A 16,896-nucleotide genomic window follows, 5' to 3' on the forward strand; every position below is an offset into this window, starting at 1 on the left:
CTGTGCTACCCGAGATCCACCCGGGGACTCATCCGCCGTGCCCCGAGGGCTGTCGGATCAGGCGTCGCCGCCCGCGGCGCCCGGGTCGGCGGCCGCCACGTCGAGCAGCTGGTAGCGGTCCACCGCCTGCTTCAGGGCGGAGCGCTCGACCTTGCCCTCACGGGCCAGCTCGGTCAGCACGGCCAGCACGATCGACGGGGCGTCGATGTGGAAGTAGCGACGCGCCGCGCCCCGCGTGTCCGCGAAGCCGAAGTCGTCCGCGCCCAGTGAGCTGTACGGGCCGGGCACCCAGCGGGAGATCTGGTCCGGCACCGCCCGCATCCAGTCCGAGACCGCCACGAACGGGCCCTCGGAGCCCTGGAGCTTGCGCGTCACGTACGGGACGCGCTGCTCCTCGTCCGGGTGGAGCAGATTGTGCTCCTCGACGGCCACGGCCTCGCGGCGCAGCTCGGTCCAGGAGGTCGCGGACCAGACGTCGGCCCGGACGTTCCACTCCTCGGCGAGGATCCGCTGCGCCTCGATCGCCCACGGCACGGCGACACCGGAGGCCATGATCTGCGCCGGGATGGTTCCCGCCTCGGCCGGCTTGAAGCGGTGGATGCCCTGGAGGATGCCCTCGACGTCCACGTCTTCAGGCTCGGCCGGGTGCTGGATCGGCTCGTTGTAGACGGTCAGGTAGTAGAAGACGTCCTCGGCCTCGGAGCCGTACATGCGGCGCAGACCGTCCTTGACGATGTGCGCGATCTCGAAGCCGTACGCCGGGTCGTAGGCGATACAGGCCGGGTTGGTCGAGGCCAGCAGATGGGAGTGGCCGTCCGCGTGCTGGAGGCCCTCGCCGGTCAGGGTCGTCCGGCCGGCGGTGGCACCGAGCACGAAGCCGCGGGCCAGCTGGTCGGCCATCTGCCAGAACTGGTCGCCGGTCCGCTGGAAACCGAACATCGAGTAGAAGACGTACACCGGGATCAGCGGCTCGCCGTGCGTGGCGTACGCCGAACCGGCGGCGATCAGCGAGGCCGTGCAGCCGGCCTCGGAGATGCCGTCGTGCAGCATCTGGCCGGTCGGCGACTCCTTGTAGGCGAGGAGGAGTTCGCGGTCCACCGCCTCGTACTGCTGGCCCAGCGGGTTGTAGATCTTGGCGCTCGGGAAGAACGCGTCCATGCCGAAGGTGCGGTACTCGTCGGGGGCGATCAGCACGAACCGCTTGCCGATCTCCTTGTCCCGCATGAGGTCCTTCAGGATGCGGACGAAGGCCATCGTGGTGGCGATCGACTGCTGCCCGGAGCCCTTCTTGGCGGCCGCGTAGGTCTTGTCGTCGGGGAGGGCCAGCGGCTTCGCCCGCACGACCCGGGTGGGGACGTACCCGCCCAGCGCCTTGCGGCGGTCGTGCATGTACTGGATCTCCTCGGAGTTCCGGCCCGGGTGGTAGTACGGCGGCAGGCCGTCCTCCAACTGCCGGTCGGTCACCGGGATGTGCAGCCGGTCGCGGAAGCGCTTCAGGTCGTCGACCGTCAGCTTCTTCATCTGGTGGGTCGCGTTGCGGCCCTCGAAGTTCGGGCCCAGCGTCCAGCCCTTGACGGTCTGGGCGAGGATCACCGTCGGCTGGCCGGCGTGCGCCTTCGCCGCCGCGTAGGCCGCGTAGATCTTCTTGTGGTCGTGGCCGCCGCGGCCCAGGTGCAGCACCTGCTGGTCGGTCATGTTCTCGACCATCGCCCGCAGCCGGTGGTCGTCGCCGAAGAAGTGGTCGCGGATGTAGCCGCCGGTCTCCGTGGCGTACGTCTGGAACTGGCCGTCCGGGGTGGTGTTCAGCTTGTTGACCAGGATGCCGTCGCGGTCCTGTGCGAGCAGCGGGTCCCAGGAGCGGTCCCAGATCAGCTTGATGACGTTCCAGCCGTTGCCCCGGAAGATCGACTCCAGCTCCTGGATGATCTTGCCGTTGCCGCGCACCGGGCCGTCGAGGCGCTGCAGGTTGCAGTTGACGACGAAGGTGAGGTTGTCCAGACCCTCACGGGCCGCGATGGACAGCTGGCCGAGCGACTCGACCTCGTCCATCTCGCCGTCGCCGAGGAACGCCCAGACGTGCGACTTGGAGGTGTCGGCGATGCCGCGCGCCTCCATGTACCGGTTCATGCGGGCCTGGTAGATCGCACCGAGCGGGCCGAGGCCCATCGACACCGTGGGGAACTCCCAGAAGTCGGGCATCAGCCGCGGGTGCGGGTACGACGACAGCCCGTTCGGGAACTTCGACTTCTCCTGGCGGAAGCCGTCGAGCTGCGTGTCGTTCAGCCGGTCCAGGAGGTACGCGCGGGCGTAGATGCCGGGCGACGCGTGCCCCTGGAAGAAGATCTGGTCGCCGCCGTCGCCCTCGTCCTTGCCGCGGAAGAAGTGGTTGAAGCCGACGTCGTACAGCGAGGCGGAGGAGGCGAAGGTCGCGATGTGGCCGCCGACGCCGATCCCCGGACGCTGGGCGCGCGAGACCATGACGGCCGCGTTCCACCGGGTGGCGTTGAGGACCTTGCGCTCGATCTCCTCGTTGCCGGGGAAGAAGGGCTCGTCCTTGGTCGCGATCGTGTTCACGTAGTCCGAGCTGCGCATCTCGGGCACGGCCACGCGCTTCTCGCGGGCCCGCTCGATCAGTCGGAGCATGAGGTAGCGGGCCCGTTCACGGCCCCGCTCGTCCACGGCCGCGTCGAGGGAGTCGAGCCATTCCTGGGTCTCTTCCGGGTCGAAATCCGGGACCTGGCTGGGAAGGCCGCCAATGATGATCGGGTTGCGATCGGATCCGGGAGCCACGCTCTTCCTTCGCTGTTCGGTGGAGCCCACGGGGCCACGAAGTGGTCGGGATGTCCATCGTGTACCCCGTGTGCGCCAGACGTCACATTTACCGAGGGGTAACCCCCAGCGGTGTCCTCCGCGTGTCTGGGTTCGGTCAAATCGCAACCTTACGCTCAACCCGCACATGCGTTTCGTCCGGGCGTTCGGCAGACTGAAACCTCAGAAGTCATTAAACCGGGATGAATCATGTGTGCCTGATCACGGAGCGGGGTCCCTGCGGTGCCGGAAGTTGCGGCGAGACGGCCCCAAACGTCACCGTTTCGGCGGTCTCCACGGCCGGGTACTTGCGCGATCCACCCCGGCACGTGTGGACTACGGCCAGCGCCGCGCGCATACGCGCGGCCCAAGCATTTACCGAATGAGCAGGAGGCAAGCCGTGAGCGCGACCGCGGACCACGCGGAGGAGCGGACCAACCCGGCCGTCAGGCTGGGGTTCGAGCCCGGACAGGTGGTCCAGGAGATCGGCTACGACGACGACGTCGACCACGATCTCCGTGAAGGCATCGAGTCCATCATCGGGGCCGAGCTCGTGGACGAGGACTACGACGACGTCGCTGACGCCGTCGTGCTCTGGTTCCGCGACGAGGACGGCGATCTCACCGACGCCCTGGTGGACGCCATCGGTCTTCTGGAGGACGGCGGCACCATCTGGCTGCTGACGCCGAAGACCGGCCGCGACGGCTACATCGAGCCGAGCGACATCAACGATGCCGCGCAGACAGCTGGTCTCTCCCAGACCAAGAGCATCAGCGTCGCCAAGGACTGGACGGGCACCCGCCTGACCGCCCCCAAGCGCTGATCACCACGCTGCGAGAAGCCCCCGCCGGTCCCCCGGCGGGGGCTTTCGTGCGCGCGGGCCCGCCGGACCGCCCGGCCTCGCGGGGGCTCGCTCGGGCAGGCCGTAGGGTGGGGTTCACCGATTCGGCCCAAGGTCAGGGCCCCGCCGAAGGGATGCGTACGCGATGGCGATCGAGGTCGGCACCGAGGCCCCGGATTTCGCGCTCAAGGACAACCACGGGCGCACCGTCCGGCTCTCCGACTTCCGCGGCGAGAAGAACGTGGTGCTGCTCTTCTACCCCTTCGCCTTCACCGGCGTCTGCGCGGGCGAGCTCGGCGAGCTGCGCGACAACCTTCCGGTGTTCGTCAACGACGACACCCAGCTCCTCGCCGTCTCCAACGACTCCATCCACACCCTGCGCGTCTTCGCCGAGCAGGAGTCCCTGGAGTACCCGCTGCTCTCCGACTTCTGGAAGCACGGCGAGGCCTCCCGTGCCTACGGTGTGTTCGACGAGGAGAAGGGCTGCGCGGTGCGCGGCACCTTCATCATCGACAAGGAGGGTGTCGTCCGCTGGACCGTCGTGAACGCCCTGCCGGACGCACGCGACCTCGGCGAGTACGTCAAGGCCCTCGAAGCGATCTGACCTTCGCCGGGACGGGCGCCGGGACTGCGTCCGGGAGTGCCGCCGGGAGTCGCGGGCGGGGCGCTCCGGGGGCCCTCCGGGAGCCGACACCCGGATTCACCGGGCGAATCGACTGTTTCGAGCGGGAACCCGTCACTAGGATCCACTCGTTGATCCGATGCCAACGCACGACTGGGGGCGCTGCCCCTGAAACCACATGGAGGGACTCGTGGGAGTCAGCCTCAGCAAGGGCGGCAACGTCTCGCTGACCAAGGAGGCCCCTGGCCTCACCGCCGTGACCGTCGGTCTGGGCTGGGACGTCCGCACCACCACCGGTACGGACTTCGACCTCGACGCCAGCGCCATCCTGGTGAGCGCGGAGGGCAAGGTCCGCAACGACCAGGACTTCGTGTTCTTCAACAACCTGAAGAGCGCCGACGGCTCCGTCGAGCACACCGGTGACAACCTCACCGGCGAGGGCGAGGGTGACGACGAGCAGGTCAAGGTCAGCCTGGCCACGGTGCCGGCCGACGTCGCCAAGATCGTCTTCCCGGTGTCGATCTACGACGCCGAGAACCGCCAGCAGTCCTTCGGCCAGGTGCGCAACGCGTTCATCCGCGTCGTGAACCAGGCCGGCGGCGCCGAGATCGCCCGGTACGACCTGTCCGAGGACGCCTCGACCGAGACCGCCATGGTCTTCGGCGAGCTGTACCGCAACGGCGACGAGTGGAAGTTCCGCGCCGTCGGCCAGGGCTACGCCTCGGGCCTGCGCGGTATCGCGCAGGACTTCGGCGTCAACGTCTGAGCCGAGCCGTTCGAACCGTCCGGCGCCGCACATCCCGTGCGGCGCCGGACGTGCCTCATCACCACCGGGGAGGAAAAGAATCATGGGCGTCACGCTCGCCAAGGGAGGCAATGTCTCCCTCTCCAAGGCCGCACCCAACCTCACCCAGGTCCTCGTCGGGCTCGGCTGGGACGCGCGCTCCACCACCGGAGCCCCCTTCGACCTCGACGCCAGCGCGCTGCTGTGCCAGGAAGGACGGGTGCTCGGGGACGAGTACTTCGTGTTCTACAACCAGCTGCGCAGCCCCGAGGGCTCGGTCGAGCACACCGGAGACAACCTCACCGGCGAGGGGGACGGGGACGACGAGTCCCTGATCGTGGACCTCTCCAAGGTGCCGGCCCGCTGCGACAAGATCGTCTTCCCGGTGTCGATCCATGACGCCGACAACCGGAGCCAGAGCTTCGGCCAGGTCAGCAACGCGTTCATCCGCGTCGTGAACCAGATGGACGGCCAGGAACTCGCCCGGTACGACCTCTCCGAGGACGCCTCCACCGAGACCGCGATGATCTTCGGCGAGCTCTACCGCTACAACGGCGAATGGAAGTTCCGTGCGGTCGGTCAGGGGTATGCGTCGGGGCTGAGGGGCATCGCTCTAGACTTCGGGGTCAACGTTTCGTAAAGCCGTGTAATTCACGATGGGGCAAACAGTGGTTCTGAAAACCTTCGGCTGGTCGTTCGCCATCACGGCGCTCGGCCTGGTCGCAGCGGTGCTCTACGGGGGGTGGGAGGCGTTCGGGATCGTCGCGATCCTGTGTGTCCTCGAGATCTCGCTGTCCTTCGACAATGCAGTGGTCAACGCCGGAATCCTGAAGAAGATGAATGCCTTCTGGCAGAAGATCTTCCTCACCGTCGGTGTGCTCATCGCCGTCTTCGGCATGAGGCTGGTCTTCCCCGTCGTGATCGTGGCCATCAGCGCCAAGATCGGCCCCATCGAGGCCGTCGATCTCGCACTCAACGACGCCGAGCGCTACGAACAGCTCGTCACCGACGCCCACCCGTCGATCGCCGCCTTCGGCGGCATGTTCCTGCTGATGATCTTCCTCGACTTCATCTTCGAGGACCGCGACATCAAGTGGCTCGGCTGGCTGGAGCGCCCGCTGGCCAAGCTCGGCAAGGTCGACATGCTGTCGGTCTGCATCGCCCTGGTCGTCCTGGCGATCAGCGCCATGACCTTCGCGACCCAGGCCCACCAGCACGGCGGCACGCACGTCGACGCGGCGTCGACCGTCCTGCTCTCCGGCGTCTTCGGCCTCATCACGTACCTCGTCGTCGGCGGTCTGTCCGGCTACTTCGAGAACAAGCTGGAGGAAGAGGAGGAGCGCGAGCACGAGGCCGAGGAAGAGGCCAAGCGCAGCGGCAAGCAGGTCGGCGTCGTGCAGCTGGCCGGCAAGGCCGCCTTCTTCATGTTCCTCTACCTGGAGGTCCTCGACGCCTCCTTCTCCTTCGATGGTGTCATCGGCGCCTTCGCCATCACCAACGACATCGTGCTGATGGCGCTCGGCCTCGGCGTCGGCGCCATGTACGTCCGTTCGCTGACGGTCTACCTGGTCCGCCAGGGCACCCTCGACGACTACGTCTACCTGGAGCACGGCGCGCACTACGCGATCGGCGCGCTGGCCCTGATCCTGATGGTCTCCATCCGCTACCAGATCCCCGAGGTGGTCACCGGTCTCATCGGTGTCGCCCTGATCGCCTGGTCCTTCTGGTCCTCCGTACGGCGCAACAAGGCGCTCGCGGAGGCCGAGGGCGGGTCGGGTCCCGCGGGGGACAAGACCGAGGTGTCGTCCGGGGTGTGACACCCCCGGCAATGAGGAACGCTTCACTGCGGGGCGGTCGGTGCACCCGGCCGCCCCGCAGGCATGTGCGGTGTCGGAGACCAGCGGTGCCGGCGGACAGTGGGGCCGGCGATCAGTGGGGGGTGAAGGCGGCATGGCCTTCTGGGACAACCTTTTTCCGGGGAGGACGGCGTCGCAGTTCGACTCGGGCAGCGCCGCGTCGAACACGATCGATCTGACGAGACGGCGCCCGTCCGTCTCGCTCACCAAGCAGGGCGCCGCCACCGGCAACCTCCGGGTGAACCTCTCCTGGCGGATGCGGACCTCCGACCTCGAAGGACGCTCCCGGCAGAGCGGACGGCTGCTCCGCAACCCGTCGCAGTTCTTCAAGCCCGAGGTCGTGCAGGCGCACACCCAGGGCATGGTCAACGTCGACCTGGACCTGGGCTGTCTCTACGAGCTCGCCGACGGCAGCAAGGGCGTGGTGCAGCCGCTCGGCGGCTTCTTCGGCGACCTGAACGGCGCGCCGTACGTGAAGCTCAGCGGCGACGACCGCTTCGGCGGCTCCTCCGGGGAGACGATCTTCGTCAATCTGGACCACAAGGACGAGATCAAGCGCCTGCTGTTCTTCGTGTACATCTACGACCAGACGCCGGCCTTCGACCGTACGCACGCCAAGATCACGCTCTATCCGAGCAACGGCCCCCGGATCGAGATCGAGCTCGACGAGCGCGCCCCGCAGGCCCGCTCCTGCGCGGTCTTCTCCGTGGAGAACGCCAAGGGGGAGCTGACGGTCCGCCGCGAGGTGCGCTTCGTGTACGGCTTCCAGGCCGAACTGGACCGGCTGTACGGCTGGGGTCTCCAGTGGGGGCGCGGCTACAAGACCAAGGCGTAGCGGTTGCCCGCGTCCGGCGACCCCGAGGGGCCGCCCCCCGGCAGCCCCGCGGGGCTGCCGGGTCCCGTAGGACCGGGCGACCCCGAGGGGCTTCCCCCGGGGCGGTTCTCAGGGTCCTCGGCAAGGCCCGGCGCCGGGCCCTCCGCAGGGCTTTCCGCAGGACTTTCCGCGGGGCCGTCCTCAGGACCGGACGAACTGGGGACCCATCGGCGGCATCCGGAACTCGGGTGCCGGGTTCTGCTCGGGGGCGGTCACCGGCTGCGGATAGCCGTACGCGGGGGCCGGGGCGGCGTTCGCCGGCTGCTGCTGGGGGTAGCCGTAGGCGGGCGCCCGGTCGGGCATGGGCGGCGGCATGGTGGGCTGCGGGGGCACGGGGGCGGGGGCGTGGGCGACGGTCAGGTCGAGATCCGGGTCGCCGGCGGGGGAGGCGACGGTGGCCGCCGTGGCCTCCTGCGCCTCACCGGGGGAGCCGTGGCCGCCCGGGACCTCGCGGAAGCCGCCCTGGGCCCCCTGAGGGCCGTCCTGGGCGCCCTGGGCGTTCGCGGCCGCCTGGGCGGCCTCCTGTGCCGCGTCCTGGGCGTCCTGCGCGTCCTCGTCGACCGAGATGCCGAAATCGGTGGCGAGGCCGACCAGGCCCGTCGGATAGCCCTGACCCACGGCGCGGAACTTCCACCCGTCCCCGCGGCGGTACAGCTCGCCGCAGATGACGGCCGTCTCCTCGCCCGTCTCCGCCGTCACGGAGAACAGGGCCAGCGCCTCGGCGTCGGGCCCCGTCGTCGCGTCGTACAGCAGGATCCGCAGGTCGGATACGGAGCGGAAGGTGCCGCCGTCGGAGGAGGCCGCGATCACCACCCGGTCGACGGAGGGGTCGAGGCTCCCGAGGTCGGCCTCCACGGTGTCCGTGAGACCCTTGGAGTCACGCTTCTTCGGCAGCCGTCGCACCAGGCCCGAAGGGTGGCGCGGCTGGTTGTAGAAGACGAAGTCCTCGTCGGACCGCACCCGGCCGGAGGGCCCCAGGAGCAGGGCCGAGGCATCCACGTCGGGGACCCCGGAGCCCGGGGTCCAGCGGAGCACGGCCCGTACGGCCGCGGTGTCGAGAGGGACGTTGGAGCCCTTCAGCATCGCGTGCGTCATGACCGTCATCCTGCCCTCCCGGCGGACCCGCGGACAACGCGGGGGCGTCACCTGTCGCGGGACGGCGTGACGGACGCCGATGAGTTACCTGGATTTCATGCTCGAAGGGAACTGCGGACACCCGCACCTACGTACTATTACCGGCCACATGTCGTCAGGTTCCAGAGAGGTAGACGGGGGACTTATATGCGTCATTTCGGGCACATCCCGTCCGCGACGCGGGCTGGTCTCTTCCTTCGGGAACCGGCCGCGTTCACGGCAGATTCGCCCGCGCGCACGCTCGCCGTGGCCCTGGGTGCCACGCTCTACAGCCCGGCCACCCGGCCCCGGCTCGCCGACGACGTGCGCAAGCAGGCGGCCCGTGGAGTGGTCTCCATGGTGCTCTGCCTGGAGGACTCCATCAGCGACGCCGATGTCGAGGCGGGCGAGGACAACCTCGTACGCCAGTTCGCCGACCTCGCCGAGCACGCCGCCGGAACCGTGACGGACGCCGACACCGCCACGGACACCGCCGCGGATCTGCCCCTGCTCTTCATCCGGGTCCGCGATCCGCGCCAGATCACCGAGCTCGTCGCCCGGCTTGGAGAAACGGTCCGCCTGCTGTCCGGATTCGTACTTCCCAAGTTCACCGAGGCACGCGGCCAAGCCTTCCTCGAAGCACTCGCCCTGGCCGAGCGGACGAGCGGACGGCGTCTCTTCGCCATGCCCGTCCTCGAGTCCCCCGAGCTCCTCCACCTGGAGACCCGGGCCGAGACCCTGGCCGGCATCGCCTCGATCACCGACAAGTACCGCGACCGCGTCCTCGCCCTGCGCCTCGGCGTCACCGACTTCTGCTCCGCCTACGGGCTGCGTCGCTCGCCCGACATGACCGCCTACGACGTCAAGATCGTCGCGCACGTCATCTCCGACGTCGTCAACGTCCTCGGCCGCTCCGACGGCACCGGCTTCACCGTCACCGGACCCGTCTGGGAGTACTTCCGGCCCGGCGAGCGCATGTTCAAGCCCCAGCTGCGCCGCAGCCCCTTCCTCGAAGGCCGCGCCGAGGACCTGCGCACGGCCCTCATCGAACACGACCTCGACGGTCTGCTGCGCGAGATCGAACTCGACCGCGCGAACGGCCTGCTCGGCAAGACCTGCATCCACCCCACCCATGTGGTGCCGGTGCACGCGCTCTCCGTGGTCAGCCACGAGGAGTGGAGCGACGCCCAGGACATCCTGCGGCCCGAACAGGGCGGCGGCGGAGTCCTCCGCTCCGCCTACACGAACAAGATGAACGAAGTGAAGCCGCATCGCGCGTGGGCCGAACGCACCCTCCTGCGCGCCGAGCTCTTCGGCGTCGCCAAGGAGGACGTCGGCTTCGTGGATCTGCTCACCGCCGGACTTGCCGGCTGACGAAGGGACGTCGACGACGTGGTGTGGACCGGAACGTGGGTCGCGGAGCGACTGGGCGTCGAACTGATCGGCGACGAGGCGCTACCGGCCCTGTTGGGCCTCGCACTGCGCCGCAACCCCAAGCGGGCGCATCTGCTGGTCTCCAGCGTGCTCGGCAAGCACGTGCCGCAGCGGCCGTCCGTGGTCTACGGCTCCGGCCTCGACCTCGGCCGGCGCGTCCGCGCGCTCCTCGGCGACGAGGAGGCCGCACGCTCGGTCGTCCTCGGATACGCCGAGACGGCCACCGCCCTGGGCCACGCCGTGGCCGACGGCCTCGGCCTCGCCCCGTACCTCCACTCCACCCGGCGGCCGGTGGCCGGAGTCGCCCGCGCGGGCGGCTTCGAGGAGTCCCACTCGCACGCCACCTCGCACCTGCTGCTGCCCGAGGACCCCGGGCTGCTCGCCGGCGACGGCCCGCTGGTCCTCGTCGACGACGAGTTCTCCACGGGCAACACGGTCCTCAACACCGTGCGGGCCCTGCACGAGCGCTACCCCCGCGACCGGTACGTCGTCGTCGCGCTCGTCGACATGCGCTCGGCCGCCGACCTCGGCCGCCTGGACGCCTTCGCGGCGGAGATGGGCGCCCGCGTCGACCTGATATCCGCCGCCGCCGGCACCGTACGCCTCCCGGCGGGGGTCCTGGAGAAGGGCCAGGCGCTGGTGGCGGAACACGAGCGGCTGTACGAGCCGGGAGCGGGCACGGAGCCCGGCCCGTCCACGGCCCCGGACGGGCACGCGCACGTGCGGGTGGCGCTGGACTGGCCGGAGGGGCTGCCCGACGGCGGCCGACACGGCTTCACACCCGACCAGCGCCACCGCCTGGAGACGGCGCTGCCCGCGATGGCGGGCAGGATCACGGAGGCACTGCGGGGCGCGGCCACCGGCGCACTGCGGGTCGCGGCCGCCGGGGAGCGGCCTGGTTCGGCCGTCGAGGGGCGGCCCGGGGCGACCGCCGAGGAGCGGCACGAGGCGACCGCCGAGGAGCGGCACGGGGCGACCGCCGGGGAGCGGCACGGCCCGGTGATCGAGGAGCGGCAAGGCCCGGTCACCGAGGAGCGGCACGGCCCGGTCACCGAGGCGCAGTCCGGCTCGTCCGCCGGAGAGCTCTCCGGCCCGACCTCAGGAGGACTGTCCGGCCCGACCTCAGGAGGACTGTCCGGCCCGGCCGACGAGGAAGCACTCGTTCGCCCGCTCGGCGTGACCGCCGACGGACGGCCCGCCGCTCCCGCCCCGGCGCCCGCAGGGCCCCGCGTGCTCGTCCTCGGGTTCGAGGAGCTGATGTACGCGCCCCTGCGCCTCGGCACCGCACTGGAGGAGGCCGGGCACGACGTCCGGTACTCCACCACCACGCGCTCGCCCGTCCTCGCCGTAGACGACCCGGGCTACGCGATCCGCACCCGGCTCGTCTTCCCCGCCCACGACGACCCCGCCGACGGCCCCGGCGAGCGCTACGCCTACAACGTGGCCGGCGCGGGCTTCGACGCCGTCGTCCTCGTCGTCGACTCCACCGCCGACACCCCGGCCCTGCACGCCCCGGACGGCCTGCTCGCCCAGCTCGCCGCGCACATCCCGCGCGTCGTGCTCGCCGTCGTCCCCTCGTACACGCCCACGGCCTCGCCGTACGTTCCGTACGACGCCACGCCCGAGGTCACCGAAGCCACCGAAGCTCCCGAAAGGAGCTCCATGCTGCCCGAGCCCCTCCGCGGCCCCGCCTTCTCCTCGTACGCACCCGAGGAGGTCGGCTGGCTGCTCCAGGACCTCTCGGACGTCGAGCTCGAGGCGCCCACCGAGGAACGCGAGGAGGCCATCCAGAGCGGCGGTGCGCACTACGCCGAGTCGCTCCCCGTGGAGTACCAGCCGAGCGACCGCTACCAGGAGCTGTTCCACGCCGCCCTGGAGACCTCGGCGGCCCGCATCGCCCGCGCCGTCGGCACCGTCACCGAGACCGTCCTCGCCGAGCGCGAGCGCCCCGGCCACCGCCCCGTCCTCGTCTCGCTCGCCCGCGCCGGCACCCCCGTCGGCGTCCTCATGCGCCGCTGGGCGCAGGCCCGCCACGGCCTGGACCTGCCCCACTACGCCGTGTCCATCGTGCGCGGCCGCGGCATCGACGCCAACGCGCTGCGCTGGCTCGCCGCCCACCACGACCCGGCCGACGTCGTGTTCGTCGACGGCTGGACCGGCAAGGGCGCCATCACCCGTGAACTCGCCGACGCGATCAAGGAGTTCGAGGCCGCCGAAGGCGTCACCGGCTTCGACCCGGAGATCGCGGTCCTCGCCGACCCCGGCTCCTGCGTCCGTACGTACGGCACGCGCGAGGACTTCCTCATCCCCTCCGCCTGCCTCAACTCCACGGTCTCCGGCCTGATCTCCCGTACGGTGCTCCGCGCCGACCTGGTCGGACCGAACGACTTCCACGGCGGAAAGTTCTACCGCGAGCTGGCCGGCGCGGACGTCTCCAACGCCTTCCTCGACGCCGTCGCCGCCCGCTTCGACGAGGTCGGCGCGGCCGTCGACGCCGACGTGAAGGAACTCCTGTCCGCGGACCGCACCCCGACCTGGGAGGGCTGGGCCGCCGTGGAGCGGATCAGCGAGGAGTACGGCATCCACGACGTCAACCTGGTCAAGCCGGGCGTCGGCGAGACCACCCGCGTCCTGCTCCGCCGCGTCCCCTGGAAGATCCTCGCCAAGCGGGGCGCCGACGCCGACCTCGCGCACGTCCGGCTGCTCGCCGAGCAGCGCGGCGTACCGGTCGAGGAGGTCGACGAACTCCCGTACAGCTGCGTCGGCCTGATACACCCTCAGTACACGAGGGGCGCGACAGGCGCCGACGGCAAGGCGGTGGTGTCCCAGTGAGTACGGCGAGCGCGGCGCCCGGTGGTACGGCGGACGTGTCGGATGCGACGGGTACGACGGACGCAACGGGTACGACCACGAGCGTGACGACTACGACGAAGGTCCCGATTCCGGCGCAGGCCCCGACCCCGATCCCGACCCCGATCCCGGCCCCGACCGCGGGCCCGGCCCCCGTCCTGGTCGCGAGCGACCTCGACCGCACCCTCATCTACTCGTCCGCGGCGCTCGCCCTCGGCATGCCCGACGCCCAGGCGCCCCGGCTGCTCTGCGTCGAGGTCCACGAGTCCAAGCCGCTCTCGTACATGACCGAGCACGCGGCGGGACTCCTGGAGCGACTGGCCGGTGAAACCGTCTTCGTCCCCACCACCACGCGGACGCGCAAGCAGTACCAGCGCATCCAACTCCCGGGCGGCGCACCGAAGTACGCGATCTGCGCCAACGGCGGGCACATCCTCGTCGACGGCGTCACCGACGCCGACTGGCACTCCTCGGTGATCCGAAGGCTCGCCGAGGAGTGCGCACCGCTGTCCGAGGTCCGCGCCTACCTCACCGCGACCACGGACCTGTCCTGGGTACGCAAGCACCGCGTCGCCGAGGACCTGTTCGCCTACCTCGTCGTCGAGCGGGAACGGCTGCCCGAGGACTGGCTGGAGCGCTTCGGCGCCTGGGCGGGGGAGCGCGGCTGGACGGTCTCGCTCCAGGGCCGCAAGGTGTACGCCGTACCGAAGCCGCTCACGAAGAGCGCGGCCGTCCGCGAGGTCGCCCGCCGCACCGGCGCCTCGCTCACCCTGGCGGCCGGCGACTCGCTCCTCGACGCGGACCTGCTGCTCGCCGCGGACCGGGCGTGGCGCCCGGGCCACGGCGAACTGGCCGAGAGCGACTGGACGGCCCCCCACCTCGACGTCCTCGCGGAACGCGGGGTCGCGGCGGGGGAGGAGATCCTGCGCCGCTTCAGGGCGGCGGCAGCGGTCTGACCGACCGGGACCGACGGACCGGGTGATCAGCTGCAGCAACCGCCACCGCAGCAGCCTCCGCCACCTCCGCCACCGCTCGGCGCGGGGGCGGCGGAGGCGGAGCCGCCGACGGCCACGGCCGAGAGCAGCTTCACGGTGTCGTCGTGCCCGGCGGGACAGGAGGCCGGGTCGGAGGACTCGGCCATGGGCCGGCTGAGCTCAAAGGTGTCGCCGCAGGTCCGGCAGCGGAATTCGTAACGAGGCATGGGAACAGGCTAGAGCCTGCGAGCGGACAGGGGCAGGGGACCCGACCGCAACGCCGTACCCCGCGCAGGTCTCAGGGCCCGGGCATCGGGTCCGGGTGGCCCGGGCATCGGGTCCAGGCCCGGCCCGGATCCCTGGACAGGCAGCGGCCGCGCGTGGCGCCCCCGGTCTCAATGCCCGGTGGCGCCGCCTCCCCGTTCCTCCCTGATCTGGCCGACGACGTGGGCGGCCGTGGCCCGAACGGCCTCCAGTTCGGTCAGGAAGTGCCAGTAGTCCGGGTGACGGCCCTCCAGGCTGCCGACCGCGCGGTCGATCCGGGCGACGGCCTCGTCGAGGGGCCGGGCGTGGCGCGGATCGGGGGTGCTGCGTCCGGCCATCGCGAGGCGCTGGGCGTCCCGTACCGCGAACCGGGCGCGGTCGGTCTCCGCCTTGGGGTCCTTGGCGACGGCGTCGAGGCGGCGCAGCCGGTCGCCGGCGGCGGAGACGGCCTCGTCGGTGGAGTCGAGCAGCGCGCGGACGGTGGAGAGCAGCGAGGTCGCGTCCGGCCAGCGCTGCTCGGCGCGCGCCCGTCCGGCCTCGGCGAGCCGTTCCTCGGCCTGCCGGAGCGTGGCGGCGGCCTGCTCCGGCACGTGCTGGAGGTCCTGCCAGCAGGGTGCGGTGAAGCGCCGCCGCAGCTCCGAGAGGATCGGCTCGACGCCACCGGTGCGCGTGGTGAGGGCCTCGGTGCGGGTACGGAGGGAGACCAGGCGCCGGTCGATCTCGGCGGCCCGCTCGGGAAGCCGCTCGGCCTCGGCCCGTACGGCTTCGGCGTCGCGCAGCACCTTGTCGGCGCGCTGCAGGGTCTCGGGGACGCCGTGCCGGCCGGCGCCCTCGTTGAGCCGGGTGAGCTCGGGCCCGAGGGCGGCGAGCCGGGCGGCGAGGTCGTCGGCGCGCAGCCCGCTCTCCCGTACGGAGTCGAGGGCGCCGCTCGCGCCGCGCAGGGCCTGCCGGGCCCGCTCGACGGCGGGGGCGAGGCGGGCGAGCTGGGTCTCGGCCTGCCCGAGCAGCGGGGCGAGCCCCGCCTCGAACCGGTCGAGCTCGCCCTTCACACGGTCCAGCTCGTCCTTGGCGCGGGTGAGTTCGGCGCGGGCCCGGCCGGCGGTCGCGGCATCGAGCTCGTCCCGGTCGAGGTCGTGGGCGTCGACGGCGCTGATGTAGGTGTGGCTGACCTCGTCGATACGGCGTCCGAGGGCCTCGAAGCCCTCGACGGCGCGGCGCGTCTCGGGGGAGCTGTCGACGGCGGTGATGGTCTCGATGGAGATGCGGAGCCCACGCTGCGCGGTGTCGAGCTCGTAGAAGGCGGAGGCGGCGGCGTCCTTGGCGGCCTGGGCCTCGGCGCGCTGGCTCTCGCCGCGTCCGCCGAACCAGCGGCGGGTGCCGCCGCCGGCGAAGGCGTGCGGCAGCAGCGCGCCGGCGAGCAGCGGAAGGGCGAGGGCGAGCCGGAGCCCGGACATCCCCGGCCTCGGGCCGCCTTCGGATCGGGCCTGCCCCCGGCTTGGCGCGTCACGACGCCGGACGCCGCTCGCCCCCCTCGCGTCGCTCGCCGCCACGTACCTCTCCCGTGCTGTGTCCGCCGTGCCCGGTCCGGTTCATTCTCCCACCCGGTAAGGACGAACACACGGGCCGGTCAGTTCGCCGTGAGGACGGAGACGTCACCGTTGTCACTGCGGACGCTCACGGAGTGCCCGCTCCGGTCGCGGCGCGGGACGTCGATACGGACGTCGCCGTTGTCACTGGCGCCGGTCACCTCGTACTCGGCGGTGGGGACGGAGACGTGGACGTCGCCGTTGTCGGTGACGACGTCGACGCGGCGGGGGACGGAGCCGAGGGTGACGCGGACGTCGCCGTTGTCGGACCGGGCGACGACCTCGGGGGCGGTGGCCCCGGGCTCGACGACGACGTCACCGTTCTCGGTGCCGAGGTCCAGCGCGCCGCCGGCCTTGCGCACGCGTACGTCCCCGTTGTCGGACCGCACCTTCATCGGGGTGGCGAAGCCGTCGGCGGTGACGCGCCCGTTGTCGTTCTCGACGGTGACGGCCACGTCGCGGGGGACCTGGATCCGGTGGACGGCGTCGCAGTGGGAGGAGACACCGTCGCAGTCGACCCGCAGGGTCAGCCTCCCGTCGACGAGCTTCCACTCGGGATCGGGCCCCGACCCCATGAACACCCACCCGTCGACCTGCCGCTCGACGCGCACGTCGTCGATGTCGGCGGGGGTGATCACGAGCTCGGAGTCGTCGGAGTCGACGGTGAGCGCGTCACCGGCGAAGGCGAACGTCCTCCGCTCCACGGGCGCCCCCTCGACATCGGTCGACCCGCACCCGACGAGGGCGAGAGAGGCGACCAGCACTCCACCGGAGGCGAACAAGACCCGGAACGGACGACGGACAGCAGCCATGACGCCGAGACCCCCACAAGAAACCAGAAACCCAGAAACGCGGACAGTCCCCCGACCGTACGACCCCACCACCCCCCG

The 16,896-nt window shown here is 71.1% G+C and carries 14 protein-coding genes; 9 read left to right on the plus strand and 5 right to left on the minus strand.

The genetic code is table 11. The features are described 5' to 3' along the window. Positions 1–57 precede the first annotated feature (57 nt). Complete coding sequence (gene aceE, locus ACIP84_RS34370) at positions 58–2,790, minus strand: pyruvate dehydrogenase (acetyl-transferring), homodimeric type (RefSeq protein ID WP_401803363.1); 2,733 nt, start codon at positions 2,788–2,790, stop codon at positions 58–60. A gap of 418 nt (positions 2,791–3,208) precedes the next feature. Between aceE and ACIP84_RS34375 the strand changes: the two genes are divergently transcribed. From ACIP84_RS34375 to ACIP84_RS34400, 6 genes are all read left to right on the plus strand, one after another. Further along, entirely contained in the window at positions 3,209–3,631 is a 423-nt protein-coding gene (locus tag ACIP84_RS34375) for a DUF3052 domain-containing protein (RefSeq protein ID WP_030321821.1), read from the plus strand. 163 nt (positions 3,632–3,794) lie between these two features. After that, a complete protein-coding gene (locus tag ACIP84_RS34380) occupies positions 3,795–4,253 on the plus strand; it encodes a peroxiredoxin (protein WP_401803366.1) in 459 nt (152 codons plus the stop codon). 208 nt (positions 4,254–4,461) lie between these two features. Continuing rightward, entirely contained in the window at positions 4,462–5,037 is a 576-nt protein-coding gene (locus ACIP84_RS34385) for a TerD family protein (protein ID WP_015033386.1), read from the plus strand. 82 nt (positions 5,038–5,119) lie between these two features. Further along, positions 5,120–5,695 (plus strand): TerD family protein, encoded by a 576-nt coding sequence (locus tag ACIP84_RS34390; protein WP_355966580.1) that lies wholly within the window; start codon positions 5,120–5,122, stop codon positions 5,693–5,695. A 28-nt stretch (positions 5,696–5,723) separates the two neighbouring features. Continuing rightward, the gene (locus ACIP84_RS34395) at positions 5,724–6,872 is read left to right on the plus strand and encodes a DUF475 domain-containing protein (protein WP_401803368.1); all 1,149 of its coding nucleotides are present in this window, start codon (positions 5,724–5,726) and stop codon (positions 6,870–6,872) included. A gap of 133 nt (positions 6,873–7,005) precedes the next feature. Beyond that, positions 7,006–7,746, plus strand: coding sequence for a Tellurium resistance (locus ACIP84_RS34400; RefSeq protein ID WP_355964893.1), 741 nt, complete (start codon positions 7,006–7,008; stop codon positions 7,744–7,746). A 180-nt stretch (positions 7,747–7,926) separates the two neighbouring features. On the opposite strand, the gene ACIP84_RS34405 is transcribed toward ACIP84_RS34400, so the two are convergent. Beyond that, positions 7,927–8,889 carry a TerD family protein gene (locus ACIP84_RS34405; RefSeq protein ID WP_401803371.1) on the minus strand — a complete coding sequence of 321 codons (963 nt, stop codon included), beginning with the start codon at positions 8,887–8,889 and terminating at the stop codon, positions 7,927–7,929. Positions 8,890–9,066: 177 nt separating this feature from the next. On the opposite strand from ACIP84_RS34405, the gene ACIP84_RS34410 reads away from it, so the two are divergent. The 3 genes from ACIP84_RS34410 to ACIP84_RS34420 all read left to right on the plus strand — a co-directional run bounded on the left by ACIP84_RS34410 (position 9,067) and on the right by ACIP84_RS34420 (position 14,138). Next, positions 9,067–10,272: an HpcH/HpaI aldolase/citrate lyase family protein gene (locus ACIP84_RS34410; RefSeq protein WP_401803373.1), complete on the plus strand. Its 1,206-nt coding sequence runs from the start codon at positions 9,067–9,069 to the stop codon at positions 10,270–10,272. An 18-nt stretch (positions 10,273–10,290) separates the two neighbouring features. Then, entirely contained in the window at positions 10,291–13,164 is a 2,874-nt protein-coding gene (locus ACIP84_RS34415) for a phosphoribosyltransferase (RefSeq protein WP_401803376.1), read from the plus strand. Between the two features lie 143 nt (positions 13,165–13,307). After that, positions 13,308–14,138, plus strand: coding sequence for an HAD family hydrolase (locus ACIP84_RS34420; RefSeq protein ID WP_401803538.1), 831 nt, complete (start codon positions 13,308–13,310; stop codon positions 14,136–14,138). Positions 14,139–14,164: 26 nt separating this feature from the next. Here ACIP84_RS34420 and ACIP84_RS34425 read toward each other — a convergent pair whose 3' ends face one another. From ACIP84_RS34425 to ACIP84_RS34435, 3 genes are all read right to left on the minus strand, one after another. Continuing rightward, a complete protein-coding gene (locus ACIP84_RS34425) occupies positions 14,165–14,383 on the minus strand; it encodes a zinc ribbon domain-containing protein (RefSeq protein ID WP_229314900.1) in 219 nt (72 codons plus the stop codon). A gap of 168 nt (positions 14,384–14,551) precedes the next feature. Continuing rightward, entirely contained in the window at positions 14,552–15,874 is a 1,323-nt protein-coding gene (locus tag ACIP84_RS34430) for a hypothetical protein (RefSeq protein ID WP_401803379.1), read from the minus strand. Between the two features lie 173 nt (positions 15,875–16,047). Beyond that, complete coding sequence (locus ACIP84_RS34435) at positions 16,048–16,818, minus strand: DUF4097 family beta strand repeat-containing protein (protein ID WP_355964888.1); 771 nt, start codon at positions 16,816–16,818, stop codon at positions 16,048–16,050. Positions 16,819–16,896 lie beyond the last annotated feature (78 nt).

This window comes from Streptomyces sp. NPDC088707 (assembly GCF_044752725.1).
Taxonomy (GTDB): domain Bacteria; phylum Actinomycetota; class Actinomycetes; order Streptomycetales; family Streptomycetaceae; genus Streptomyces.

Coding starts and splice junctions, on each gene's coding strand:
- ACIP84_RS34380 (WP_401803366.1), top strand. CDS start 3,795: ATGGCGATCGAGGTCGGCACCGAGGCCCCGGATTTCGCGCTCAAGGAC.
- ACIP84_RS34390 (WP_355966580.1), top strand. CDS start 5,120: ATGGGCGTCACGCTCGCCAAGGGAGGCAATGTCTCCCTCTCCAAGGCC.
- ACIP84_RS34400 (WP_355964893.1), top strand. CDS start 7,006: ATGGCCTTCTGGGACAACCTTTTTCCGGGGAGGACGGCGTCGCAGTTC.
- ACIP84_RS34405 (WP_401803371.1), bottom strand. CDS start 8,889: ATGACGGTCATGACGCACGCGATGCTGAAGGGCTCCAACGTCCCTCTC.
- ACIP84_RS34410 (WP_401803373.1), top strand. CDS start 9,067: ATGCGTCATTTCGGGCACATCCCGTCCGCGACGCGGGCTGGTCTCTTC.
- ACIP84_RS34425 (WP_229314900.1), bottom strand. CDS start 14,383: ATGCCTCGTTACGAATTCCGCTGCCGGACCTGCGGCGACACCTTTGAG.
- ACIP84_RS34430 (WP_401803379.1), bottom strand. CDS start 15,874: ATGTCCGGGCTCCGGCTCGCCCTCGCCCTTCCGCTGCTCGCCGGCGCG.
- ACIP84_RS34435 (WP_355964888.1), bottom strand. CDS start 16,818: ATGGCTGCTGTCCGTCGTCCGTTCCGGGTCTTGTTCGCCTCCGGTGGA.